20 protein-coding genes are annotated in these 23844 nt (G+C 71.5%); 13 read left to right on the forward strand and 7 right to left on the reverse strand.

All coding sequences use genetic code 11. The features are described from left to right. Positions 1-27: 27 nt before the first annotated feature. Positions 28-1332: an Nramp family divalent metal transporter gene (locus tag QIT00_RS13425; RefSeq protein WP_282535458.1), complete on the reverse strand. Its 1305-nt coding sequence runs from the start codon at positions 1330-1332 to the stop codon at positions 28-30. A gap of 237 nt (positions 1333-1569) precedes the next feature. Between QIT00_RS13425 and QIT00_RS13430 the strand changes: the two genes are divergently transcribed. Continuing rightward, the gene (locus tag QIT00_RS13430; protein WP_282535459.1) at positions 1570-2919 is read left to right on the forward strand and encodes a M14 family metallopeptidase; all 1350 of its coding nucleotides are present in this window, start codon (positions 1570-1572) and stop codon (positions 2917-2919) included. 6 nt (positions 2920-2925) lie between these two features. Here QIT00_RS13430 and QIT00_RS13435 read toward each other — a convergent pair whose 3' ends face one another. The 5 genes from QIT00_RS13435 to QIT00_RS13455 form a co-directional block, all read right to left on the reverse strand. Next, positions 2926-3261 carry a hypothetical protein gene (locus tag QIT00_RS13435; RefSeq protein WP_282535460.1) on the reverse strand — a complete coding sequence of 112 codons (336 nt, stop codon included), beginning with the start codon at positions 3259-3261 and terminating at the stop codon, positions 2926-2928. A 76-nt stretch (positions 3262-3337) separates the two neighbouring features. Continuing rightward, positions 3338-4813 (reverse strand): GntP family permease, encoded by a 1476-nt coding sequence (locus tag QIT00_RS13440; RefSeq protein WP_282535461.1) that lies wholly within the window; start codon positions 4811-4813, stop codon positions 3338-3340. Positions 4814-4942: 129 nt separating this feature from the next. Next, positions 4943-5353, reverse strand: coding sequence for a RidA family protein (locus QIT00_RS13445; RefSeq protein ID WP_282535462.1), 411 nt, complete (start codon positions 5351-5353; stop codon positions 4943-4945). Between the two features lie 59 nt (positions 5354-5412). After that, the gene (locus QIT00_RS13450) at positions 5413-6162 is read right to left on the reverse strand and encodes an IclR family transcriptional regulator (RefSeq protein ID WP_282535463.1); all 750 of its coding nucleotides are present in this window, start codon (positions 6160-6162) and stop codon (positions 5413-5415) included. After that, on the reverse strand, positions 6159-7217 hold the full coding sequence (locus QIT00_RS13455) for a sugar kinase (protein ID WP_408909768.1): 1059 nt from the start codon (positions 7215-7217) through the stop codon (positions 6159-6161). The genes QIT00_RS13450 and QIT00_RS13455 overlap by 4 nt, the downstream gene beginning before the upstream one ends. A gap of 217 nt (positions 7218-7434) precedes the next feature. Here QIT00_RS13455 and QIT00_RS13460 point away from each other — a divergent pair, with 217 nt between their 5' ends. From QIT00_RS13460 to QIT00_RS13475, 4 genes are all read left to right on the forward strand, one after another. Next, positions 7435-8745 carry an amino acid deaminase gene (locus tag QIT00_RS13460; RefSeq protein WP_282535465.1) on the forward strand — a complete coding sequence of 437 codons (1311 nt, stop codon included), beginning with the start codon at positions 7435-7437 and terminating at the stop codon, positions 8743-8745. After that, positions 8679-10508, forward strand: coding sequence for an N-acyl-D-amino-acid deacylase family protein (locus tag QIT00_RS13465; RefSeq protein ID WP_282535466.1), 1830 nt, complete (start codon positions 8679-8681; stop codon positions 10506-10508). Before QIT00_RS13460 ends, QIT00_RS13465 begins: the two co-directional genes overlap by 67 nt. 376 nt (positions 10509-10884) lie before the next feature. Continuing rightward, positions 10885-12096 (forward strand): pyridoxal phosphate-dependent aminotransferase, encoded by a 1212-nt coding sequence (locus tag QIT00_RS13470; protein ID WP_282535467.1) that lies wholly within the window; start codon positions 10885-10887, stop codon positions 12094-12096. Positions 12097-12175: 79 nt separating this feature from the next. Beyond that, positions 12176-12613 carry an SCO4983 family protein gene (locus tag QIT00_RS13475; protein ID WP_282535468.1) on the forward strand — a complete coding sequence of 146 codons (438 nt, stop codon included), beginning with the start codon at positions 12176-12178 and terminating at the stop codon, positions 12611-12613. Positions 12614-12796: 183 nt separating this feature from the next. Here the strand turns inward: QIT00_RS13475 and QIT00_RS13480 are convergent, their stop codons facing one another. After that, complete coding sequence (locus QIT00_RS13480; RefSeq protein ID WP_282535469.1) at positions 12797-14629, reverse strand: phosphoenolpyruvate carboxykinase (GTP); 1833 nt, start codon at positions 14627-14629, stop codon at positions 12797-12799. 286 nt (positions 14630-14915) lie between these two features. On the opposite strand from QIT00_RS13480, the gene trhA reads away from it, so the two are divergent. The 8 genes from trhA to QIT00_RS13520 all read left to right on the forward strand — a co-directional run bounded on the left by trhA (position 14916) and on the right by QIT00_RS13520 (position 23551). Further along, positions 14916-15626 carry a PAQR family membrane homeostasis protein TrhA gene (gene trhA, locus QIT00_RS13485; RefSeq protein ID WP_282535470.1) on the forward strand — a complete coding sequence of 237 codons (711 nt, stop codon included), beginning with the start codon at positions 14916-14918 and terminating at the stop codon, positions 15624-15626. After that, positions 15623-16231 (forward strand): TetR/AcrR family transcriptional regulator, encoded by a 609-nt coding sequence (locus tag QIT00_RS13490; RefSeq protein ID WP_282535471.1) that lies wholly within the window; start codon positions 15623-15625, stop codon positions 16229-16231. Before trhA ends, QIT00_RS13490 begins: the two co-directional genes overlap by 4 nt. Positions 16232-17353: 1122 nt before the next feature. Beyond that, positions 17354-18694, forward strand: coding sequence for an NAD(P)/FAD-dependent oxidoreductase (locus QIT00_RS13495; protein WP_282535472.1), 1341 nt, complete (start codon positions 17354-17356; stop codon positions 18692-18694). Continuing rightward, on the forward strand, positions 18691-19437 hold the full coding sequence (locus tag QIT00_RS13500) for a DUF1365 domain-containing protein (RefSeq protein ID WP_282535473.1): 747 nt from the start codon (positions 18691-18693) through the stop codon (positions 19435-19437). The genes QIT00_RS13495 and QIT00_RS13500 overlap by 4 nt, the downstream gene beginning before the upstream one ends. A gap of 1 nt (position 19438) precedes the next feature. Then, positions 19439-20737, forward strand: coding sequence for a class I SAM-dependent methyltransferase (locus QIT00_RS13505; protein ID WP_282535474.1), 1299 nt, complete (start codon positions 19439-19441; stop codon positions 20735-20737). Continuing rightward, positions 20734-22050, forward strand: a complete 1317-nt coding sequence (locus tag QIT00_RS13510; RefSeq protein ID WP_282535475.1) for an SAM-dependent methyltransferase — start codon at positions 20734-20736, stop codon at positions 22048-22050. Before QIT00_RS13505 ends, QIT00_RS13510 begins: the two co-directional genes overlap by 4 nt. Continuing rightward, positions 22047-22850 (forward strand): DUF1295 domain-containing protein, encoded by an 804-nt coding sequence (locus QIT00_RS13515; RefSeq protein WP_282535476.1) that lies wholly within the window; start codon positions 22047-22049, stop codon positions 22848-22850. The genes QIT00_RS13510 and QIT00_RS13515 overlap by 4 nt, the downstream gene beginning before the upstream one ends. Beyond that, a complete protein-coding gene (locus tag QIT00_RS13520) occupies positions 22847-23551 on the forward strand; it encodes an alpha/beta family hydrolase (protein WP_282535477.1) in 705 nt (234 codons plus the stop codon). The genes QIT00_RS13515 and QIT00_RS13520 overlap by 4 nt, the downstream gene beginning before the upstream one ends. Positions 23552-23844: the final 293 nt, after the last annotated feature.

The following is a 23844-nucleotide window of genomic DNA, read 5'->3' on the forward strand; positions in this document are numbered from 1 at the left end:
TCAAATTTGAGCCCCTCCGGCGATGGCCTACCAGGGCAGCTCCCGCACCTGCTGCACGCACAGCACCACGAACAGCAACCCCGCCGCCGCCAGCATCCCGTTGCTCACCCACCCGTTCCGCCACTCCCCCGGCGTCCGCGAGGAATTGAGCAGCCAGATCAGCGTCGCCGCCAGGAACGGCATGAAGAACGCCCCGAGTACGCCGTACACGATCACCAGGCCGAACGGCCGGTCCAGCCAGAGCAGGGCCATCGGCGGGAACGTCAGCCAGAGCAGATAGCCGCGGAACGCCCAGGACCGCTCCCGCTCGCCCGTCGCCACCTCGGCCACCGCCGCCCCGCCGGCCCCCTCGCCCCGCAGCCGGCCCACGAAGTCGGCGAACATCAGGCTCACGCCGTGCCACACGCCGATCAGGGACGAGAACGACGTGGCGAAGAAGCCGATCAGGAACAGCTTGGCCGTGGCCGCCCCATACCGCTCCTCCAGGATCGTGCCCAGGTCGATCAGGCCCTTGTCGCCCTGGGTGAGCGCGAGACCGGTCGTGTGCAGCAGCTCCGCGCCGACGATCAGCATCGCGACGACGAACACACCGGTCGTGACGTACGCGACGCGGTTGTCGAGCCGCATCACCTTCATCCAGCCGGGGTTGGTCCAGCCCTTGGCGTTCACCCAGTACCCGTACGCCGCCATCGTGATCGTGCCGCCGACGCCGCCGATCAGGCCGAGGGTGTAGAGCAGCGAGCCGTCCGGCAGGACCGGGACCAGGCCCGCGAAGGCCTCGCCGAGGTTCGGCGCGACCCGGATCGCGACGTAGACGACGACCACGAACATGACGCCGATCAGGACCGTCATGGCCTTCTCGAAGACCGCGTACTTGTTGAACCAGACGAAGACGAGGCCGACCAGGCCCATCCCGATGGCCCACACCTTGAGGTCGGGACCCTCCGGGAAGAGCGCGACGAGCGGCAGCGCCGAGGACGACATCGCCGTGGCGCCGTAGACGAAGCCCCAGATGACCACGTAGATCGCGAAGTAGACCGTGGTCCAGCGGCCCAGGCTCTGCCAGCCGTCGAAGAGGGTGCGGCCGGTGGCGAGATGCCAGCGGCCCGCCGCCTCCGCCAGGGAGATCTTCACGAGGCAGCCGATCACGGCGGCCCACATCAGCGTGTATCCGAACTTGCTGCCCGCGATCAGCGTGGCCACCAGGTCACCCGCGCCGACACCGGTCGCGGCGACCACGATGCCCGGGCCGATGTAGCGCCAACTGGACTTGCGCGGCTGCGCGCCGTCCTCCACTACCCCGCCCCTGATGTTGCCGGTCGTGTCCGCCATGCCGCCTCCCCGCCGTCCGGGGCTCGTCCCCCAGTACGAGTACGTCAGTGATCGTGGTCACCAAAGCGCGAACCCGCTGATCGCACAAGGGGTTTGACCGACGCCCGCCTTGACTGCCCCTTTACTCCCACCCATCACTCTTGACCCGTCCATGCCAGGGGCCAAGGATGAGCGGCTGAGTACCACCCCCAGAAGAGTTCCAACACAAGCTCCACCCCCCACATTTCAGGAGCGCTCATGCGTATATGCGTACGCAGCAAACGCGGTGCCGCCCTTGCGGCGCTCGTGGCGGTGGCGATCGCCGCACCGCTGACCGCCAACGCCGCACCGTCCGGCGACGATCCGAAGCCGCGGGCCGCAGCGCCGGCCGGCTCCGCCGACGACCGGCGGATCAGGCAGTACGAGATCCACGGCCCGTCGACGGCGGCCGACCGTACGAAGATCGCCTCGTCCGGGGTCTCGGTCGACGAGGCGCGGGACCACTCCGTGGTCGTCTCCGCCACCGCCGAACAGGCCGAACTCCTGCGTGGCCAGGGCCACAAGCTGAAGGCGCTGGCGGGCCCGCCCAAGCGGCTCGGCGGCAAGGCGGCCGAGCCGAAGGACTTCCCGGCCGAGGACGCGAAGTACCACACGTACGCCGAGATGAACGCGGAGATCGACCGGCAGATCGCCGCGCACCCGGACCTGATCAGCAAGAAGGTCATCGGCAAGTCCCACGAGGGCCGGGACATCATCGCGGTCAAGCTGAGCGACAAGGTCGCCGACGACGAGGCCGAGCCCGAGGTCCTGTTCACCCACCACCAGCACGCGCGCGAGCACCTGACCGTCGAGATGGCGCTGTACCTGGTGAGGACCTTCGGCGACGGGTACGGCTCCGACGAGCGCGTGACGAAGATGCTCGACGAGCGCGAGGTCTGGATCGTCCCGGACGTGAACCCGGACGGCGGCGAGTACGACATCAAGACCGGCGAGTACCAGAGCTGGCGCCTCAACCGGCAGCCCAACGAGGGCGGCGACACCGGCACCGACCTCAACCGCAACTGGGCCTACAAGTGGGGCTGCTGCGGCGGCTCGTCGGACGTGCCGGGCTCGGAGACGTACCGGGGCAGCGAGGCCGAGTCGGCGCCGGAGACCAAGGTCGTCGCGGACTTCGTGCGCGGCCGGGTGGTGGACGGCAAGCAGCAGATCAAGGCGGCCATCGACTTCCACACGTACAGCGAGCTGGTGCTCTGGCCGTACGGCTACACCACCGACGACACCGCCGAGGGCCTGACGCAGGACGACCGGGACGCGCACGCCGCGGTCGGCGAGGCGATGGCCGAGTCGAACGGGTACACACCGCAGCAGTCCAGCGATCTGTACGTCACGGACGGGTCGATCGACGACTGGCTGTGGGGGGACCAGAAGATATTCTCGTACACCTTCGAGATGTACCCGTCGTCGGCCGGCGGGGGCGGTTTCTACCCGCCCGACGAGGTGATCGAGAAGGAGACCAGCCGCAACAAGGACGCGGTGCTGCAACTCCTGGAGAACGCCGACTGCATGTACCGCTCCATCGGCAAGGAGGAGCAGTACTGCAAGGCGTGAACTCCCCTACCTGGCACGGTTGTTGAGGTAGAACCCGAGGACCGGGGCGAGCTCCGCGAACCACTGCTGCAGCCGCTCCGGTCGCTTGGCGTCGACCATGCACTCGGCGAACGCCCCGCTCGCGTGCGTCACGCCCACGCGCAGGCAGGTGCCCTGGCCGGTGAAGTGGACGTTGCCGACCTCGTGCCAGCCGAACTCGGCGGTGTGGCCGAAGTTCTCGAAACACACCCCGGCCGCGTCGACGACGACGGCCCGGCCCTTGTCGGTGGCCAGGAAGTCCGGGCCCTGCGGGGGCGGAGGCTGCTGCGGAGGGTACGCGGGCGGGGGTGGGCCGAATGACATGCGGAAATCCTAAGCAATCGCCGGACGGGCTGAATTCAGCCCGTCCGGCGATCGAGGACAACGGGGAAAGAGATCCCTACACCACCAGGCTGAGCAACGCCGCGACGGCGAACCCGGCGACCGACAGGACCGACTCAAGGACCGTCCACGACTTCAACGTGTCCCGCTCGGAGATCCCGAAGTACTTGGAGACGATCCAGAAGCCGCCGTCGTTGACGTGCGAGGCGAAGATCGAACCGGCCGAGATGGCCATGATGACCAGGGCGAGGAAGGGCTGCGAGTGACCGCCGCCCTCCACCAGCGGGACGACGATGCCGGCGGTGGCGACGATCGCGACGGTCGCCGAACCCTGCGCGACGCGCAGCACCACGGAGATCAGGTACGCGAGCACGATGACCGGCAGGCCCATGCCGTTGAAGGCGTCGGCGAGCGCGTCCGCGATGCCCGAGCCCTTGAGGACGGCGCCGAAGACCCCGCCCGCGCCGACGACGAGCAGGATGTTGCCGACCGGCTTCAGGGACGCGGTGGAGACCTGCTCCAGGGACTTGCGGTGCCAGCCGCGGCGGATGCCGAGCAGCCAGTACGCGAGCAGCAGCGCGATCGTCAGGGCGACGAAGGGGTGGCCGAAGAACTCGATGACCGAGCGCAGCGTGGACTCGTCGAGGGCGATCGAGGAGAACGTCGCGGCGAGGATCAGGAACAGCGGCGTACCGATGATGGTGAAGACCGTGGAGAGGGCGACCGGCTTCTCCGGGGCCTTGGCGTGGGACTCGGCGCGGTCGGCGGCGACGGCGGCCTTGGCCTCCTCGGTGGCCTCCAGCATGTCGTGCGGCACGGGCACGAAGAGGCGGTTGCCGATCCAGGTCGAGTAGGCCCAGGCGGCGAGCACGGCGGGGATGCCGCAGACGATGCCCATGATGATGATCCAGCCGAGCGAGACGTTGAACAGTCCGGCGGCGGCGACGGGGCCGGGGTGCGGCGGCAGGAACGCGTGGGTCATGGAGAGACCGGCGAGCAGCGGCATGCAGTACAGGAGTATGGACTTGCCGGAGCGCTTGGCGGCGGCGTAGACGATCGGCGCGAGGACGAAGATGCCGACGTCGAAGAAGACCGGGATACCGAAGATCAGGCCGGTCATACCCATGGCGAGCGGGGCGCGCTTCTCACCGAAGAGGCCGAGGAGCCGGGAGCTCAACACCTCGGCGCCGCCGGAGACTTCGAGTATCGCGCCGAGCATGGTGCCGAGGCCGATGATGATGGCGACGTGGCCGAGGATGCCGCCCATGCCGGACTCGATCAACGAGACGGTGTCGGACTTCTGGACGGTGCCGAAGAGTTCCGTGACGGAGAGGCCGGCCGCGAGTCCCACGGCGATGGAGACGGCGAGCAGGGCGACGAAGGGCTGCAGCCTGATCTTGATGATCAGGAAGAGCAGCAGGGCGATACCGAGAGCGGCGACGGTGAGCAGTCCCGCGGTGCCGTCGATGAAGGTGAGCAGTCCACCGGTGTGGGGTGGCGCCTCGGCGGGGGGCGCGGCGGCGGCAAGCAGCATGTGAGTAACTCCATTGTCCAAACGGGTGCTTGAGGGTGTGGGGGGTCACGGCACGGCGCGCCCGGGGGAAGCTGCGCCGTGCCGTGGGCCTGGTGGTGCGGAAGGTCTAACGGCATGTCTGACGGCATGTCAGCCGAGGACGGCCAGGGCGTCGATCTCGATGAGGAGGCCCTTGGGGAGGCCGACGTACACGGTCGTACGGGCGGAGGCAGGGGCCTTCAGACCCTGCTCCTCGAAGTACTCGTTGTAGATCTGGTTCATCTCGGCGAAGTGGTCCACGTCCGTGAGGTAGACGCGCATCATCATCACGTCGTCCCAGGTGGCGCCGCCCTCTTCGAGGATCGCCTTGACGTTGGCGAAGGTCTGCAGGGTCTGCTCGCGCAGGGTCGGGCCGGCCGGGGTGGGGGCCTTGCCCTCCTCGGCGGGCAGGAAGCCGACCTGGCCGGCGACCTGGAGGATGTTGCCCTTCTTCACGCCGTGCGAGAACTTCGCGGGCGGGGTGGTGTGGGTGGCCGGGGTGAGGGCGGTCTTCTCGGTCATGAACGCGTCTCCTTCTGAGGGGTGTTGAGCAGCGAGCGGATGGAACCGCGGGTCACGGGCTACGCGGGGGTGTGGCCCGAGTACTCGCGGCTGATGGCGTCCGCGGTGCGGCGCACCTGCGGCAGCAGGGTGAGGAGTTCCTCGGCGGTGACGACGACGTTCGGCGCGGAGACCGACATGGCGGCGACGACCTTTCCGTCCGCACCGCGGATGGGGGCCCCGATGCAGTTGATGGACTCCTCGTGGCCACCGAGGTCGGTGGCCCAGCCCTGTTCCCGTACGACCGCGAGTTCCTTGAGGAAGGCAGCGGCGTTGGGTATCGAACGGGCCGTGTACATGGGGTAGTCGAGCTTCTCGGCGACGGCGCGCCGCTCCGGCTCGGACAGGTCGGCGAGCAGCAGCTTGGCCACGGCGGCGACGGTGATCGCGACGGGCTTGCCGATGCGGGAGTACATCCGCACCGGGTAGCGGCTCTCCACCTTGTCGATGTAGAGGACCTCGTTCTCCTCGTACACGGCGAGGTGGACGGTGTGGCCGATCTGTTCGTTCAGCTCGACCAGGTGCGGGTGGGCGATCTCGCGCACGTCGAGGTTCTCCACCGCCTCCTGGGCGAGGGCGAAGAGCCGGGCGCCCAGGCGGTACCGCTGGTCGGACTGGCGGTACACGAGGCCGTGCTCGTGCAGCGTGCGCAGCAGCCGCAGCGCGGTCGACTTGTGCACGTCGAGCCGCTCGGCGACCTGCCCCAGGTCAGCGGGCCCCTCCGCGAGCAGCGGCAGGATGCTCAGCGCCCGGTCGACGGTCTGGCTCATGTGGTCACTACCTCCCCGGCCCAGGTCTGGATCGTGTCCGGGCCAAGGCGCAGTGTCCCCCACGCCTCGGCCGGGAGAGCGGCAAGCCGGTCGGCCTCGGCGCGGGCGGGCGGTGCGCCCAGGTCGCCGGGGACGAGCAGGGCGGCGGCGGCCATCAGGTGGCCGTGGCGCAGCCGCTCGGAGTCGGTGAGTCCGCGCAGGGTGGCGGAGAGGAACCCGGCGGCGAAGGCGTCGCCCGCGCCGACGGAGGCGACGACGTCGACCTTGAGAGAGGGCTCGTACGTGGCCTCCGTACCGCTGAAGACCGTCGCGCCCTGGGCGCCCTGCTTGACGACGAGGGTGCGGGGCTCGGGCAGCGCGGCGCGGACGGCGGCGGGCCCGCCGGTGATGCCCCAGGCGGCCTCGGCCTCGTCCTCACCGACGAACACGAGGTCGCTGCCGCGCGCCAGGTCGAGCAGGACGGGTCCGGCCAGCGCGGGGTCGGCCCACAGGTGGACGCGGTAGTTGACGTCGAAGGAGACCAGCGGCCTGCCCGGCCGGGGCGCGGTGAGGTTCCGCATCAGGTCGAGGCAGTCGGCGGAGAGGGCGGCGGTGATGCCGGACACGTGCAGGATCTCGCCGTCGGCGAGGGAGTCCGGGTCGATGTTCCCGGGGGCCATGGCGGAGGCGGCGGAGCCGGCGCGGTAGTAGGCGACCTCGGCGGGGGGCTCGTTTCCGGCGCCAAATTCAGCCCCTCCGGCGTTTGAGGAGCGGGGTCCGGGGCGGAGCCCCGTGGCGGAGGTGCGGTCTACCGCGCGCTCTCCGGCCGTACGGAAGTAGATCCCAGTAGGCCGAGACGCATCGCGCACGACGGCGGACGTATCCACCCCACATGCCGCGATCTCGGAGATCAGATGCTCCCCGAACCCGTCCGCACCGACCCTGCTGACCCACCGCGCCCGATGCCCGGCCAGGGCCAACGCGCAGGCGACGTTGGACTCCGCGCCGCCGATGCCGCGCTCGAAGGTCGGGACGTCGGCGAGCCGTCCGGGGCGGGAGGGCCGGAACGTGACCATGGACTCACCGAGGCAGACCACGTCGGTACCGACGTGTTCCGCCCCCTGGAGGGGTCCTGACGCGTTCACGGTGGGCACGCTCGATCTCCTTCGCCGCTGGGCCGGGCGCCATTGACCCGGTATTGGCTCGGATGTTAGACAGCAGTAAGCGAAATACGCAATGGCCGTTGCAGAGAATGCAACGAGCTGGTGCGGACAGCCCCTGAGGAGGCCCCCTATGGCAGCCGACAACGCGGTCGGACAGCGCGCGGCGGGACACACGTCCCGGACTCAACTCGCCGACGAGCGGGTCGACTTCCGCTTCAAGGGGCTGCCCCCGGACGCCGAGGGCCTGACCGTCGGCGAGCTCGCCGCCCAGCGCCGCAATCTCTTCACGGACGGCTTCACGACGCCCGTGCTCGCCCTCTCCGCCGAGCGCGTCGAGCACAACCTCGCCCTGATGGAGACGTACTCCACCCGCCATGGCCTGGCCTTCGCCCCGCACGGCAAGACCTCCATGGCCCCCGAGCTCTTCGCCCGCCAGGAGGAGCACGGTGCCTGGGGCATCACGCTCGCCGTCCCGCACCAGGTCCGGGTGGCCCGGGCGTACGGCGTGCGCCGGGTCTTCCTCGCCAACGAGCTGGTCGACGCCTCCGCCCTGCGCTGGCTCGCCGCCGAGCTGCACGCGGACCCCGACTTCCGCTTCATCTGCTACGTGGACTCCGTACGCGGCGTCGAGCTGATGGACGCGGCCCTGAGCGCGGCCGGCGCCTCGCGCCCCGTCGACGTGGTGGTGGAACTCGGCGCGGGCGACTCGGCCCGTACCGGTGTGCGCACCGAGGCCGAGTGCGCGGCGATCGCGGACGCGGTGTCGGCCACGGCCACGTTGCGGCTCGTCGGCGTCGCCGGGTACGAGGGCGAGGTGCCGGACGCCGACCCCGAGCGCGTGCACGCCTGGCTGCGCCGCCTGGTCGCGCTCGCCGTGGACTTCGACAAGGCCGGCCGCTTCGCCGGGCTCGACGAGATCGTGGTCAGCGCGGGCGGCAGCGCCTGGTTCGACGCGGTCGCGGACGTCTTCGCCGAGATCCCGTCCCTCTCGGCGCCGGTCCTCAAACTCCTCCGCTCCGGTGCGTACGTCTCGCACGACGACGGGCACTACCGGCACCTCACGCCCTTCAACCGGGTCCCGGACGAGGGCGCCCTGCAGCCCGCCTTCCGCCTCTGGGCCCAGGTGGTGTCCCGCCCCAACCCCGAGCAGGCCTTCGTCAACGCGGGCAAGCGGGACGCGGCGTACGACCTGGACCTGCCCGAGGCGCAGGTCGTCCGGGACGCGCGTTCCGGGGAGGTCCGCGAGGCCGCCGGGGTCACGGTCACCGGCCTCTCCGACCAGCACGGCTGGGTCCGTACGGCCGCCGAGGCGGATCTGGAGGTGGGCGACTGGGTCGGCATGGGGCTGTCGCACCCCTGCACGTCCTTCGACAAGTGGCAGCTGATCCCGCTGGTCGCGGCGGACGGCACGGTCACGGACTACATCCGCACGTACTTCTAGCCGCACCCAACTGGGGCTCCGCCCCAGACCCCGCTCCTCAATCGACGGAGGGGCTGAATTTTCAGCCCCTGCGGCGTTTGAGGAGGCCCGTCCGGCAGGACTTTCGGGAAGGGGCGGGGAGGGGAAAAAGCACGCAAGAGAGGCAGCACCCCATGGACCTGGTCATCCGCGACGCCCGCGTCATCGACGGCACCGGCGACGCCTCGTACCGCGCGGACGTAGCCATCGACGACGGCCGGATCGCCGAGATCCACCGCGAGGGAGACGGCGCGCGCCCGACCGGCGCGAAGGAGATCGACGCCGACGGCCTCGCCCTCTCCCCCGGCTTCATCGACATGCACGCCCACAGCGACCTCGCCCTCCTCCGCGACCCGGACCACAGCGCGAAGGCCGCCCAGGGCGTCACCCTCGAAGTCATCGGCCAGGACGGGCTGAGCTACGCGCCCGTCGACGACCGCACCCTCGCCCAGGTCCGCCAGGCCATCACGGGCTGGAACGGCGACGGTTCCGACATCGACTTCTCCTGGCGCACCGTCGGCGGCTACCTCGACGCTCTCGACAGCGCCCACGGCGGCCAGGGCATCGCCGTGAACGCCGCGTACCTGATCCCGCAGGGCACCGTCCGGATGTACGCCGTGGGCTGGGACGACCGCCCCGCCACGGACGAAGAGCTGGACCGGATGCGGCAGCTGGTCGCCGAGGGCATGGAGCAGGGCGCCGTCGGCATGTCCTCGGGGCTGACCTACACGCCCGGCATGTACGCCAAGGACTCCGAACTGGCCGAGCTGTGCCGGGTCGTGGCGCGGTACGACGGCTACTACTGCCCGCACCACCGCTCGTACGGCGCGGGTGCCCTGGACGCGTACCGGGAAATGGTGGACCTGACCCGGGACGCGGACTGCGCGCTGCACCTCGCGCACGCCACGATGAACTTCGGCGTGAACAAGGGCAAGGCCCCCGACCTGCTCGCGCTCATCGACGACGCGCTCGCCGAGGGCGCCGACATCAGCCTCGACACGTACCCGTACACCCCCGGCTGCACCACGCTCGTCGCGATGCTGCCGAGCTGGGCGAGCGAGGGCGGGCCCGACGCGATCCTGTCCCGTCTGAAGGACGACGGGACCGCCGAGAAGATCCGCCACCACATGGAGGAGATCGGCGCCGACGGCTGCCACGGCGTGCCCATCGAGTGGGACACCATCGAGATCTCCGGCGTCTCGGACCCGGGCCTCGCCTCCTGCGTGGGCAAGACGATCGCCGAGTCCGCCGCCCAGCGCGGCGAGGCTCCCTGGATCACAGCCCGGCGCCTGCTCATCAACGACAACCTCGGCTCGACGATCCTCCAGCACGTCGGGCACGAGGACAACGTGCGGGCGATCATGCAGCACCGGGTGCACACCGGCGGCTCGGACGGCATCCTCCAGGGCTTCAAGCCGCACCCGCGCGCGTACGGCACGTTCCCGCAGTATCTCGGCCGGTACGCGAGGGAGCTGGGGGTGATGGGCCTGGAGGAGACCGTCGCCCACCTCACCTCGCGCCCGGCCGCCCGCCTGCGCCTGCCCGACCGCGGCCTGGTGCGCGAGGGGTACCGGGCCGACCTGGTCCTCTTCGACCCGGACACGGTCGCCGCGGGCTCGACGTTCGAGGCACCTCGCACGCTGCCGGTGGGCATCCCGCATGTCCTGATCGACGGCAAGTTCGTCCTCGAGGACGGGCGGCGCACGGACGCTCTGGCCGGGCGCGCTATCCGCCGTGCGGCCTGATATTCCCCCCACCCCGCCCCTTCCCGAAAGACTGCCGTCGGCGTATTCGGCTTTCCCACCGTCGTGGCTGGTCGCGCAGTTCCCCGCGCCCCTTCCGGGCACGATTCAGCCCCTCCGGCGATTGAGGAGCGGGGGCCCGGGGGCTGGCCCCCGAAGCTGCTGCAAGCTTTCGGGAAGGGGCGGGGTGGGGTAAGTCACTCGTCTCGCCCCAACCCACGGTTCGCAGGCCCCACAACCGTCCGGACCACCAATCCCCCTGCGCCCCACCCCGACAGCCATGCGATGGAAGGGCACCGTTCCCGATACCGCCCGCACCGCACCCCACGTGGCCGTAAACACCAGGCGACACCCCGAACCCCGCTCGTAAAGTTGCCGCATGCAGCTGATCCAGTCGACGAAGCTCGCGAACGTCTGCTACGAGATCCGGGGCCCGGTTCTCGAGGAGGCCATGCGGCTCGAAGCAGCAGGCCACCGCATCCTCAAGCTCAACACCGGCAACCCCGCGGCATTCGGTTTCGACTGCCCGCCGGAGATCCTCGAGGACGTCCTGCGCAACGTCGGCTCGGCGCACGGCTACGGCGACGCGAAGGGCCTCCTTGCGGCCCGCCGAGCGGTCGTCATGCACTACCAGACCCTCGGCGTCGAGTCGGACGTCGAGCACGTCTACATCGGCAACGGCGTCTCCGAGCTGATCGTGATGGCCATGCAGGCCCTGCTCGACGACGGCGACGAGGTGCTCGTACCGGCCCCGGACTATCCGCTGTGGACCGCCGCCGTCTCGCTCTCCGGCGGCACCGCCGTGCACTACCGCTGCGACGAGCAGTCCGACTGGATGCCCGATCTCGCCGACGTGGAGCGGAAGGTCACCGACCGCACCAAGGCGATCGTGATCATCAACCCGAACAACCCGACGGGCGCGGTCTACAGCGACGACGTGCTGCGCGGCCTCACCGACATCGCCCGCCGCCACAACCTCCTGGTCTGCTCGGACGAGATCTACGACAAGATCCTGTACGACGGCACCACGCACACCCCGACCGCCGCCCTCGCCCCCGACCTGCTGACACTGACCTTCAACGGCATGTCGAAGGCGTACCGCGTGGCCGGTTACCGCACCGGCTGGATGGTGATCTCCGGGCCGCGGGCGCACGCCGAGTCGTACATCGAGGGCCTGACGATCCTGGCCAATATGCGGCTGTGCGCGAACATGCCGGCCCAGCACGGAGTGGTGGCCGCGCTCACGGGGCGGCAGTCGATCAACGATCTCGTGCTTCCGGGCGGCCGGCTGCTCGAACAGCGCGACACCGCCTACGAGTTGCTCACCCAGATCCCCGGCGTGACCTGCGTGAAACCCAAGGGCGCGCTGTATCTGTTCCCGCGCCTCGACCCGAAGGTGTTCAAGGTCAAGGACGACCGGCAGATGGTGCTCGACCTGCTGCGCGCCGAGAAGATCATGGTCGTGCACGGCACCGGCTTCAACTGGCCGGAGCCCGATCACTTCCGCGTCGTGACCCTGCCGCAGGCTACGGATCTCGCGGACGCGGTGACCCGGATCGGCAGGTTCCTGGACGGCTACGGGCAGCCCTGACCTGCCTCTTCTCTACCCGGCTCAACTTTAGATTGAATCTAAGCTAGGATGGCTTCCTGAAACGTCAGGAGGCCGTCCCATGTACGAACCGATCCGCAGCAAGTCGGTGCACGCGCTGGCCGGCCGAGGACAGAACCCGGGGCAGGACTTCCCGCACCGCTCCCGCGAGGAGGAGCTGGACATCCAGCTCGCCGGGCATCTCGCGGCCCTGCTCGCCGTCACGGACGAGCTGCGCGCGGTGGTCCCGTCCGGGGACCTCGCCGACGCGGCCGAGCAGCTGGCCGCGGAGATCGCCCGCCTGCGCGGTGGCGAGTCGCCCGTACGCTCCGCGGTGGCCGCGGCGATCCACGAGCCGTACCTCGCCGGTCTGCACCGGCGGGCGCACGCGCTCGCGGGCCGCGCCCTGGTGGTCGCCGCCTCCCGTGCCGACACCGCCGCGGCGATCCTCGCCGCGGAACGCATGGACGCGCACACGGCAGCTCTGCGGGACCGGGAACCCGCGGGCGCCGCCCAATGACGGCCCCGGCCCGCAGCCGGGGAGGCTACGGGCCGGGTGCCACAAGCTTTCGCCCCGTAAGGGGCGCGGGGAACTGCGCGCTCAGCCACAGAAAAGCCGCAGTCGCATCTGCTCATGCACCACGCAGATGCGACTGCGGCTTTCGTCGTGGCTGGTCGCGCAGTTCCCCGCGCCCCTAAAAGATCAGCCCAGGCGCTGCACGAGTGCGCGGTACTCGTCCCACAGCTCCTTCGGCGTGTGATCGCCGAACGTGTTCAAATGCTCGGGCACCAGCGCCGCCTCCTCACGCCAGACCTCCTTGTCGACCGTGAGCAGGAACTCCAGGTCGGCGTCGGCCAGTTCGAGGCCCTCGGTGTCGAGCGCCGCAGGGGTCGGCAGCACGCCGATGGGGGTCTCCACACCCTCCGCGCGGCCGTCGAGCCGGTCCACGATCCACTTCAGTACGCGGGAGTTCTCACCGAAGCCCGGCCACACGAACTTGCCGTCGGCGTCCTTGCGGAACCAGTTGACGTAGTAGATCTTCGGCAGCTTCGCCTGGTCCTTGCCCTTGGCGACGTCGACCCAGTGGCCCATGTAGTCGCCCATGTTGTAGCCGCAGAACGGCAGCATGGCGAAGGGGTCGCGGCGCAGCTCGCCGACCTTGCCCTCGGCGGCGGCGGTCTTCTCGGAGGCGACGTTCGCGCCGAGGAAGACACCGTGGTTCCAGTCGAAGGACTCGGTCACCAGCGGTACGGCGGTGGCGCGGCGGCCGCCGAAGAGGATCGCCGAGATCGGCACGCCCTTCGGGTCCTCCCACTCGGGCGCGATGATCGGGCACTGCGAGGCGGGGACGGTGAAGCGGGCGTTGGGGTGCGCGGCGGGGACGCCCGACTCCGGGGTCCAGTCGTTGCCCTTCCAGTCCGTCAGGTGGGCCGGAGTCTCCTCCGTCATGCCCTCCCACCAGATGTCGTTGTCGTCGGTGAGCGCGACGTTGGTGAAGACCGAGTTGCCCCACAGGGTCTTCATCGCGTTGGCGTTGGTGTGCTCGCCGGTGCCGGGCGCGACGCCGAAGAAGCCGGCCTCGGGGTTGATCGCGTACAGGCGGCCGTCCTCGCCGAAGCGCATCCACGCGATGTCGTCGCCGATCGTCTCGACCGTCCAGCCGGAGATGGTGGGCTCCAGCATCGCGAGGTTGGTCTTGCCGCAGGCCGACGGGAACGCGGCCGCGACGTACTTCGACTCGCCCTGCGGGGGCGTGAGCTTGAGGATCAGCATGTGCTCGGCCAGCCAGCCCTCGTCGCGCGCCATGACGGAGGCGATACGCAGCGCGTAGCACTTCTTGCCGAGCAGGGCGTTGCCGCCGTAGCCCGAGCCGTACGACCAGATCTCGCGGGACTCCGGGAAGTGCGAGATGTACTTGGTGGAGTTGCACGGCCACGGCACGTCCGCCTCGCCCTCCTGGAGGGGGGCGCCGAGGGAGTGCACGGCCTTCACGAAGAAGCCGTCGTCACCGAGCTCCTCCAGGACGGGCTGCCCCATCCGGGTCATCGTCCGCATCGACACGGCGACGTACGCCGAATCGGTGATCTCCACGCCGATCGCGGAGAGCGGGGAGCCGAGCGGGCCCATGCAGAACGGCACCACGTACATGGTGCGGCCGCGCATCGAGCCGCGGAAGATTCCGCCGTCGCCCTCCTTGCCCTGGAAGACCTCGCGCATCTCCGCGGGGTCCTTCCAGTGGTTGGTCGGGCCGGCGTCCTCCTCCTTCTCGGCGCAGATGAAGGTGCGGTCCTCGACGCGCGCGACGTCCGTCGGGTCGGAGGCCGCGTAGTACGAGTTCGGGCGCTTGATCGGGTCAAGCTTCTTGAAGGTGCCCTTGGCGACGAGTTCCTCGGCCAACCGCTCGTACTCGGCCTCGGAGCCGTCGCACCACACGACCTGATCCGGCTGCGTGAGTTCGGCGATCTCTTCGACCCAGGAGATCAGCTCCCGGTGGTTGGTCGGGACGGTGCTGGGAGCCGCGTTGTCGCGCGCCACGATTGCTCCTTGATGAGGGGGCTATGAGGGGTGTGTTCATGTATGCCCCGTGGGGGCTGCGACCCGGATGCGTCATGGCTGCTCATCCGGTGCCGACCGCACTCATTTGATCATCCGACCCGAGTGCGCATATGTCCAGAGGGTCGCACACCTGAGCAGACGTGAGCATCACCACTCATCAGCCAAGCTGTTCCAGACCGGCACAGAACAGTACGAACCTCTCTCGGCGATCTTGACGGACCGCCTCTGACACGCAACCTACGGGCCCGTAGCTACCATGCGGCGTATGACTGCGCCTGCGCCTGCCCACCCGTCCCCCGGCCCCAGCACCGGCGGGCCGACGCCGATAGCGCTCCCGGACCCCGTGAAGCCGAAGTTCCGCGGCTGGCTGCACGCGGGCATGTTCCCGGCGGTCCTGATCGCCGGAATCGTGCTCACCGCGCTCGCCGACTCCACCCGCGGCCGCGTCGCCTGCGGGATCTACGTCCTGACCGCCTGCCTGCTCTTCGGCGTGAGCGCGGTCTACCACCGGGGCAACTGGGGCCCCCGCGCCACCGCCGTCCTGCGCAGACTCGACCACGCCAACATCTTCCTGATCATCGCGGGCACCTACACCCCGCTGACGATGCTGCTGCTCCCCGAGTCCAAGGGGCAGTGGCTGATGTGGGGCATCTGGGCCGCCGCGGCCGCGGGCATCGCGTTCCGGGTGTTCTGGGTCGGCGCCCCGCGCTGGCTCTACACGCCCTGCTACATCGCGATGGGCTGGGCCGCCGTCTTCTTCCTGCCGGACTTCATGCGCGCGGGCGGCATCGCCGTCCTGGTCCTGGTCATCGTCGGCGGACTGCTCTACAGCGCGGGCGGCGTGATCTACGGGATGAAGCGCCCCAACCCGTCGCCCCGCTGGTTCGGCTTCCACGAGGTGTTCCACTCGTTCACGCTCGCCGCGTTCGTCGTGCACTACGTCGGCATCTCGCTCGTCGCCTACCAGCACGCATGACACCTGTTCCCACCCCGGCTCCCACCCCTGCCCCCGCTCCCGGCCTGCGCGAGCGCAAGAAGCTCAAGACCCGGTCGGCGATCAGATCGGCCACGTACGAGCTGATCGCGGCGCAGGGGTACGAGGCGACCACCGTCGAGCAGATCGCCGCGGCCGCCGAGGTGTCGCCCTCCACCGTCATCCGGTACTTCCCGGCCAAGGAGGACATCGTCCTGGGCGCGGAGTACGAACAGCCCCTTGAGGCAGCCCTCCGCTCCCGCCCCGCCGACGAGCCCGTCCTCACGTCCCTGCGGTACGCGATCAAGGCCCAGCTCGGCGCGGACCTCGACGACACCGGCCTGCGCCTGCGCTGCCGCCTCCTGCGTGACGTCCCCGAGGTCCGCGCCCGGATGACGGAGTCCCTGACCGACACCGCCCGCCGCCTCTGCCCGCTCCTCGCGGAACGCACCGGCCGCCCCGCCACGGACCTCCAGCTCCGCGTCCTCGTCACGGCCGTCGCACAGGCAGTCCTGGAGGTGGCCCTGCACTGGGCGGAGGGCGGCCGGCGGGAAGACCTGACGCGGCTGGTGGACGAGGCCCTCGACGTCTTCGCGGACGGAATCTGAGCACTGGCCCCCGAGGTTCGGCCGGGCCCGGATGAAGGAGCCCCCGAGGTTCGGCCGGGCCCGGAGCCCGTCTTCCCGATCTTTACGGGGCCTGTGAGGCGCTGCCCACCCGGGGGGGGTGAGGGAGGGACGTTACGGACACGCCCCAGGGCCTGCCAGCCGGAGCAACGCGGACGGTGGCACCGGGCGCACCCCGCACCCGTTGTCGCGCGCACGCGCGCTGCCAGGCCTCGGGCCTGCCCGCCCGGGCCACGCAGACGATGCCACCGAGCGGACAGCCTCGGCAGACGCACCGCACACCCCGCTTCGCGCGCACACCCCGCCGCTCAGGCACGTACCGCCGCAACACGTGGAGGCAAGGCCCACGCACCTGACGCCCTATCCCGCCCGACCACGGGCAGACCCGCCCTTCGAGGCACGGCCCCCAACTGGCAGCCCCCCCCCCTCTGCCGACCCCGTGCCCGCCCGGATCACGCGAACGGTGCCACCGAGCTCGGTGCCTCGGCGGGGCGCACCGCACACACGCCCCGCCGCTCAGCCAGGTACCGACGCGGCGCGTGGCCGCAAGGGCCCGCGCGCCCAACCGACCCGTCCCGCCCGACCTCACACCCCAGTTCGCGCCCTCGCGCCGCTCGGACGCGTGCCGACGCAGCGCGCGGAGGCGCATGGCGGTGCGCCTGACGGCACGGGCCGCCGCCCGGCCTCACCCAGGCCCAGGCCCGCCCTGGAGGCAAGACCGCGCACCGGGCGAGCCCGGTCCTGCCCGGCACCGGGCAGGGCCCGGCGGCAAAGTTCGGGGGGCTGCATCCGCAGGTCGCCCCTGTCGCGAAGAAGTGGGTGTCGCAGCGATCGGGCGACCGTCCTGCCTAGGCCGCGGCCTGGGCACGTCGTCACGTCGTCACGTCGTCACGTCGTCACGTCGTCTCGTCGTCTCGTCGTCACGTCGTCACGTCGTCTCGTCGTCACGTCGTCACGTCGTCACGTCGTCACGTCGTGGAGGGCGGTTCCGGCGTGCGGAATCTGACGGGAAACGAGGGGCCGGATTCGTACCACGGCCAATCCGGAGCCCGACCGGCTCCGGATCACCTGTGACAGCCCTGATCCCGGCCCGCGGAGGAGTCCATGGCACGCACGTTCCCGGCAGCGTCGCAGATACCGGAACCGGAACCGGAGACGCGGAGCGGGCCGCGGCGCACCGCCGTGGTGGGCAGCGGCGTGGCGGGGCTGACCGCCGCCCACATCCTGGCCGGTACCCGCCGGGTCACCCTGTACGAGGCCGACGACCGGCTCGGCGGGCACGCGCACACCCACCGGCTGACCTCGGCGCACGACGGCCGGGTGCACCACGTCGACTCCGGGTTCATCGTGCACAACCGGCGCACCTACCCGAACCTCCTGCGGCTGCTGCGCGAACTCGGCGTCGCCACGCAGGAGTCGGAGATGAGCATGTCGGTGCGGTGCGAGGGGTGCGGCCTGGAGTACGCGGGGGCGCGCGGGCCTGCGGGCCTGTTCGCGCAGCCCCGCAACCTGCTGCGCGGACCCTACCTGCGGCTCCTCTCGGAGGTTCCGGCGTTCTACCGGGCGGCCCGGCGCCTCCTCGACTCGGGGGCCGACGTGGGCCCCACACCGGAAGTGGGCCCCGCACTGGGCGAGTTCCTCGACCGGGAGGGCTTCTCCGGCTACTTCCGGGCCCACTTCACGACCCCGATCGTGTCGGCCGTCTGGTCCTGCGACGCGGAGACCGCGCAACGCTACCCGGCCGCCTACCTGTTCCGGTTCCTCGCCCACCACGGCATGCTGTCGATCGGCGGCTCCCCGGTCTGGCGCACCGTGAGCGGCGGCTCGCGCACCTATGTCGACCGGATCGCCGAGCGCCTCCCCGAGGTCCGCACCGGCACCCCCGTACGGGCCGTGCGGCGCCACACCGACAGCGCCGAGGTCATCGCGGAGGACGGGACGACCCGGTCGTACGACTCCGTGGTGATCGCGGTCCATCCCGATCAGGCGCTGCGCCTGCTGGCCGACGCCACTCCGCGGGAGAAGGAGGTGCTCGGCGCCTTCCGGTACTCCCGCAACTCCACGCTGCTGCACACCGACACCGCCCTGCTGCCGCGCGCTCGCGGGGCGCGGGCCTCGTGGAACTACCTGATGCCGTCGTGCGCGGCGGGCGCGGACCGGGTGCGGGTCAGCTACGACATGAACCGGCTCCAACGCCTCGACGCCGCCGAGACGTTCGTGGTCACGCTGGGGGGCGAGGACCGGGTCCGGTCCGGTCGCGTCCTCGCGCGGATGGTGTACGAACACCCCGTCTACACCCCCGAATCCGTGGCCGCCCAGCGGCAGTTGCCCGAACTGAACAGCCCGGTCTGCGCGTTCGCGGGCGCCTACCACGGCTGGGGCTTCCACGAGGACGGCTGCCGCTCCGGTGTGGAGGCCGCCGCCGCGCTGGGGGTGAAGTGGTGAGCACCGTACCGGCGTTGTACCCGTGCACGATCACGCACGTGCGCGCCTCGCCCCGGCGGTACGCCCTGCGGCACCGCACCTACCTGTGGTTCGTGGACCCCGACCGGCTGCCGCGGCTGCCCCGCCCGCTGCGGCCCCTGGCCCGCTTCGACCCGCGGGACCACTTCACCGGCGACAAGCCGTCGATCCGGGCCGGTCTGGACGCCTACCTCGCCGAGCGCGGCATCCGCCTGGACGGCGGACGCGTGCTGATGCTGACGCACGCGCGCGTGCTCGGGTACGTCTTCAACCCGCTGACCGTCTACTGGTGTCACGGCCCCGGCGGTGACCTGCGGTGCGTGGTGGCCGAGGTGCACAACACGTACGGCGGCCGCCATTGCTACCTGCTGCGTCCGGACCCGGCCGGCACCGCCCGTACCGACAAGCGGTTCTACGTCTCCCCGTTCTTCCCGGTCGACGGCCACTACAAGATGCGGCTGCCCCCGCCCGAGCAGCGGCTCGACCTGACGGTGCACCTCGACCGGGCGGAGGGCCGGGCCCTGACCGCGACGGTGCGCGGCACCCGGCGCGCCGCGGGCCCGCTGCCGCTGCTGCGGACGGTGCTGCGCCACCCCTGGGCCCCGCTCGTCGCCGCCGCCGCGATCCGGGTCCACGGCATACGCCTCTTCCTGCGCGGACTCCCGGTCCAGCCGCGCCCCCATGACCACCGCACCCCCACGACCACCGCACCCCGGAGAACGTGACATGACGACAGCAGAACCCGCTACGACACCGCAGCGGGCCGACTTCGCCGCAGAGCCCGAGCGATGGCCCGAACGATGGCCCGACGTCGTCGCCGTTCCGCGGGTCTCGCGGCCCCGTGCCGCCATCGCCGAGGCCGTCGTGCGGCGTGCCCTGCGCGGGCTGCCGCTGCAGGCCCGGTTCGCCGGTCCGGGCGCGGCGGGCCCGCGCACGGTGGGCCGCGGCGGGCCGCTCCTGGAGGTGCACGACCCGACGGCGTTCCACGCCCGCGTCGGCGCGCACGGCCTTGTCGGCTTCGGCGAGTCGTACATGGCGCGGGAGTGGGACGCCCCCGACCTGGTGGGCGCCCTGACGGTGCTCGCCGCGCACGCCGCCGAGCTGGTCCCGGCCCCGCTGCAACGCTTGCGACCCCTGTGGGCGCTGCGGCAGCCCGAGGCGGAGCGCAACACGGCCGACGGCTCCCGCGCCAACATCAGCCGCCACTACGACCTGTCCAACGACCTGTTCGCCCTGTTCCTCGACGACACCCTGAGCTATTCCTCCGCGCTCTTCCGGGGCCTGCCCGCGAGCTGGGACCTGCTTGCCGCCGCCCAGCACCGCAAGATCGACCGGCTGCTCGACCTGGCGGGCGTCGGCGAGGGCACCCGGCTCCTGGAGATAGGCACCGGCTGGGGGGAGCTGGCCCTGCGCGCCGCCGCGCGCGGCGCCCGCGTCACCTCGCTCACCCTCTCCCGGGAGCAGCGGGCCCTGGCACGCGAGCGCGTGCACGCGGCGGGCCTCACCGACCGCGTCTCGATCGAGCTGTGCGACTACCGCGACGCGCGCGGCACGTACGACGCGGTCGTGAGCGTGGAGATGATCGAGGCCGTCGGGGCCGAGTTCTGGCCGGTGTACTTCCGCGCTCTGGACGCGTTGCTCGCACCGGGCGGCCGGGTCGCGCTCCAGGCCATCACCATGCCGCACGAGCGGATGCTCGCCGCCCGCACCACGTTCACCTGGATCCACAAGTACGTCTTCCCGGGCGGCCTGATCCCGTCCGTCCGGGCCGTCGAGGAGAGCGTCCGCGACCACACCGGGCTGACCGTCGCCCGCCGTGACGCGTACGGCGCGCACTACGCCGAGACGCTGCGCCTGTGGCGGGAGCGGTTCGCCGAGCGGAGCGAGGAGGTCGAGGCGCTCGGTTTCGACGAGACCTTCCGCCGGATGTGGACCTTCTACCTCGCCTACTCCGAGGCCGGTTTCCGTTCCGGCTACCTGGACGTCCAGCAGTACCTGTTCACGAAGGAGGATGCCGCGCGATGACCCCTCTCCAGGCCGCCGCACCCCGCTCCGGCGCCGCCCACCGGCTCGCCGCCCTCGCCGCGGACGCGCTCGGCGGCTCCCTGCCGATCCGGCTGCGCGCCTGGGACGGGAGCGAGGCGGGACCGGCCGAAGGCCCCGTGGTCGTCGTACGGTCCCGGCGTGCCCTGCGGCGCGTCCTGTGGCAGCCCGGCGAACTGGGGCTCGCGCAGGCGTACGTCACCGGTGAACTCGACGTCGAGGGCGACCTCGCCGAAGGGCTGCGCGCGATGTGGACCGCGGCGCGGGCGCGCGGGCTGCACCCGCCCCGGCTCACCCCCGCCGACCGGGCCCGGGCGCTCGCGGCTGCCGTACGCCTCGGCGTCGTGGGGCCGCCGCCCGCCGCCCCCGCCTCCCAGGCCAGGTTGCGCGGCGGGCTGCACAGCAGGGCACGTGACCGGGCCGCGATCAGCCATCACTACGACCTGTCCAACGCCTTCTACGGGCTGCTCCTCGACGACACGATGGCGTACTCGTGCGGCTTCTGGGCGTCCGAGGACGCCGCGTTCACGCCGGCCGACGCGCAGCGCGCGAAGCTGGAGCTGATCTGCCGCAAGCTCGCCCTGCGCCCGGGGGCCGGGCTGCTCGACATCGGCTGCGGCTGGGGTTCGCTCACCCTGCACGCGGCGCAGCGGCACGGCGCCCACGTCACCGCTGTCACGCTGGCGCGCGAGCAGGCGGCGTACGTACGGGAGCGGGTGCGGGAGCGCGGGCTCGGCGACCGGGTGGAGGTGCTGTGCCAGGACTACCGGGACATCGCGGGCGGTGGCTTCGACGCCGTCGCGACGGTCGAGATGGGCGAACATGTCGGTGATGCCGAGTACCCGGCGTTCGCCGCCGCCCTGCACCGGCTCGTCCGGCCCTCCGGGCGGGTCCTTGTGCAGCAGATGTCGCGCGGCCGGAACGCCCCCGGCGGCGGGCCGTTCATCGAGGCGTACATCGCCCCCGACATGCACATGCGCCCGCTCGGCGAGACGACCGGCCTGCTGGAGGCGGCGGGTCTGGAGGTCCGGCACGTCGAGTCGCTGCGTGAGCACTACGCCCGCACGATCGCCGCGTGGCACCGCACCCTGGAGGAGCGCTGGGCGGCGTTCGTACGGCTTGTGGGGGCTCAGACGGCGCGGGTGTGGCGGCTGTACCTGGTCGGCGGGGCGCTGGCGTTCGAGGAGGGCCGCATGGGTGTCGACCAGATCCTGAGCGTGCGGCGCGACCACGGCGGCGACAGCGGCATGCCGGCCACGACGCACCACTGGTACGAAGGGCTGGACCGGACGTGAACGGCTTCCCGTGGGCTGCGTTCGCCCTCAACCTCGGCCTGGCCGCCGCGGCGGCCCTCGTCGTCATGCTCGGCACGTTCGCGCTCGCCGTGCGCCGCGGCCTGCACCGGATCGTGGACATCGCCTGGGGCGTCGGCTTCACCGCGGTGGCCTCGGTGACCTTCGCGGCCTCCACCGGCCACGGCGACCTGGAGCGCCGTGTCCTGGTCACCGCCCTGACCGCGGTCTGGGGGCTGCGCCTGGCCGTGCACATCGCCCGCCGCGGCCGGGGCCACGGCGAGGACCCGCGCTACGAGGCGATGCTGGCCAAGGCCCCCGGCAACCGGAACGCGTACGCCCTGCGGATGGTGTACCTGCTCCAGGGCGCCCTGGTCTGGCTGGTGTCCCTGCCCGTCCAGGCGGCGCAGTACGTACCCGGCGGCCTGTCGCCGCTGGCCTGGGCCGGCGTGGCGCTGTGGGCACTGGGGCTGTGCTTCGAGGCGGTCGGCGACGCCCAACTGGCCCGGTTCAAGGCCGATCCGGCGAACAAGGGCCGGATCATGGATCGCGGGCTGTGGTCGTGGACCCGGCACCCCAACTACTTCGGCGACTTCTGCGTCTGGTGGGGCCTGTTCCTGCTGGCCTGCGACGGGCCCGCGGCGGCGGCCGTGTCCCTGATCTCGCCGGTGGTGATGAGCCTGCTCCTGACGCAGGGCAGCGGGAAGCGGCTCCTGGAACGGCACATGCGCGACCGGCCCGGCTACGCCGAGTACGCCGCCCGTACCAGCGGCTTCTTCCCACTCCCGCCGAGGCGAGGATGAGCGGCCCGCCGCCCGGTCCCCCGCCCGGTGGCGCACTCCAGCCATGGCGCCTGCCGGACCGGCCCCGGGCCGCCGTGCTGCTGCTGCACGGCGGGCGGGCGAAGGGCCTGACCCCCTCCCGGCCCTGGCACCTGGCCGCCCTGCGCATGCGCGCCTTCGAGCGGGCGTTCGCCGCGGCGCTCCCGCGCGAGGACGTCCTGCTGGCACGGGTGCGCTACCGGCACCGCGGCTGGAACGACGACCGGGCCGATCCCGTACGGGACACCCTGGACGCGCTCGGTGAACTCGCCGTCCTGACAGGGCCCGTGCCCACCGTCCTGGTCGGTCACTCGATGGGGGCCAGGGCGGCGCTGCACGCCGCGGGCCACCCTCAGGTGCACGGAGTGGTCGCCCTCGCGCCGTGGTGGCCTCCGGGCGAGCCGACACATCAGCTGACGGGCCGCCATGTCGTGGTCCTGCACGGCGCCCTCGACCGCGTCACCTCACCCGTCGAGGCCGCCGCCTGCCTGCGGCGCGCGCGGAGCTCGACGGCCCGTGCGGCGATGGCCGTGGTCCGCGACGGCGACCACGCGATGCTGCGCCGCCACCGGTTCTGGCACCACACCGCCGCGGCCGTCGTCGCCCACCTCCTCGCCCCGACCGGCCGCCCGGACCCCCTGCCACCGGAGTGCTACGAGGCGGCGGACGCTCCGGTGCTCTAGGGGCTGTCGCCCCGATGCTTGCAGGCCCGCGACTCCCCCAAGCTCTCGGCTCCTCCCTCAGCTACCACTGGGAGGTGCCCCCAGAGCAGGGAGGTACCCCCTCGACGCCGCGGGCTGATCCGCAAGCAAAGGTCGCGGAGACGGACCCCAGGGCCCGTCGCCCGCGCAGGCCACCGCCGAACGGGTGACTCCACCGGGCCGCCTCACGGTTACTTTTCGTGAGCGTGGGGTAACGGGTGGATCTCGTATGCCGGCCAGGCCTGGCCGCACCGGCCGGCAGCGGGGCCACGACA

Source organism: Streptomyces luteolus (genome assembly GCF_029968015.1).
Taxonomy (GTDB): Bacteria; Actinomycetota; Actinomycetes; order Streptomycetales; family Streptomycetaceae; genus Streptomyces; species Streptomyces luteolus.

What these genes read in the sequence shown, in the direction of transcription:
- QIT00_RS13425 (WP_282535458.1), bottom strand. Translation starts at nt 1,332, where the DNA reads ATGGCGGACACGACCGGCAACATCAGGGGCGGGGTAGTGGAGGACGGC.
- QIT00_RS13430 (WP_282535459.1), top strand. Translation starts at nt 1,570, where the DNA reads ATGCGTATATGCGTACGCAGCAAACGCGGTGCCGCCCTTGCGGCGCTC.
- QIT00_RS13435 (WP_282535460.1), bottom strand. Translation starts at nt 3,261, where the DNA reads ATGTCATTCGGCCCACCCCCGCCCGCGTACCCTCCGCAGCAGCCTCCG.
- QIT00_RS13440 (WP_282535461.1), bottom strand. Translation starts at nt 4,813, where the DNA reads ATGCTGCTTGCCGCCGCCGCGCCCCCCGCCGAGGCGCCACCCCACACC.
- QIT00_RS13445 (WP_282535462.1), bottom strand. Translation starts at nt 5,353, where the DNA reads ATGACCGAGAAGACCGCCCTCACCCCGGCCACCCACACCACCCCGCCC.
- QIT00_RS13450 (WP_282535463.1), bottom strand. Translation starts at nt 6,162, where the DNA reads ATGAGCCAGACCGTCGACCGGGCGCTGAGCATCCTGCCGCTGCTCGCG.
- QIT00_RS13455 (WP_408909768.1), bottom strand. Translation starts at nt 7,217, where the DNA reads ATGGTCACGTTCCGGCCCTCCCGCCCCGGACGGCTCGCCGACGTCCCG.
- QIT00_RS13460 (WP_282535465.1), top strand. Translation starts at nt 7,435, where the DNA reads ATGGCAGCCGACAACGCGGTCGGACAGCGCGCGGCGGGACACACGTCC.
- QIT00_RS13470 (WP_282535467.1), top strand. Translation starts at nt 10,885, where the DNA reads ATGCAGCTGATCCAGTCGACGAAGCTCGCGAACGTCTGCTACGAGATC.
- QIT00_RS13475 (WP_282535468.1), top strand. Translation starts at nt 12,176, where the DNA reads ATGTACGAACCGATCCGCAGCAAGTCGGTGCACGCGCTGGCCGGCCGA.
- trhA (WP_282535470.1), top strand. Translation starts at nt 14,916, where the DNA reads ATGACTGCGCCTGCGCCTGCCCACCCGTCCCCCGGCCCCAGCACCGGC.
- QIT00_RS13490 (WP_282535471.1), top strand. Translation starts at nt 15,623, where the DNA reads ATGACACCTGTTCCCACCCCGGCTCCCACCCCTGCCCCCGCTCCCGGC.
- QIT00_RS13495 (WP_282535472.1), top strand. Translation starts at nt 17,354, where the DNA reads ATGGCACGCACGTTCCCGGCAGCGTCGCAGATACCGGAACCGGAACCG.
- QIT00_RS13505 (WP_282535474.1), top strand. Translation starts at nt 19,439, where the DNA reads ATGACGACAGCAGAACCCGCTACGACACCGCAGCGGGCCGACTTCGCC.
- QIT00_RS13510 (WP_282535475.1), top strand. Translation starts at nt 20,734, where the DNA reads ATGACCCCTCTCCAGGCCGCCGCACCCCGCTCCGGCGCCGCCCACCGG.
- QIT00_RS13520 (WP_282535477.1), top strand. Translation starts at nt 22,847, where the DNA reads ATGAGCGGCCCGCCGCCCGGTCCCCCGCCCGGTGGCGCACTCCAGCCA.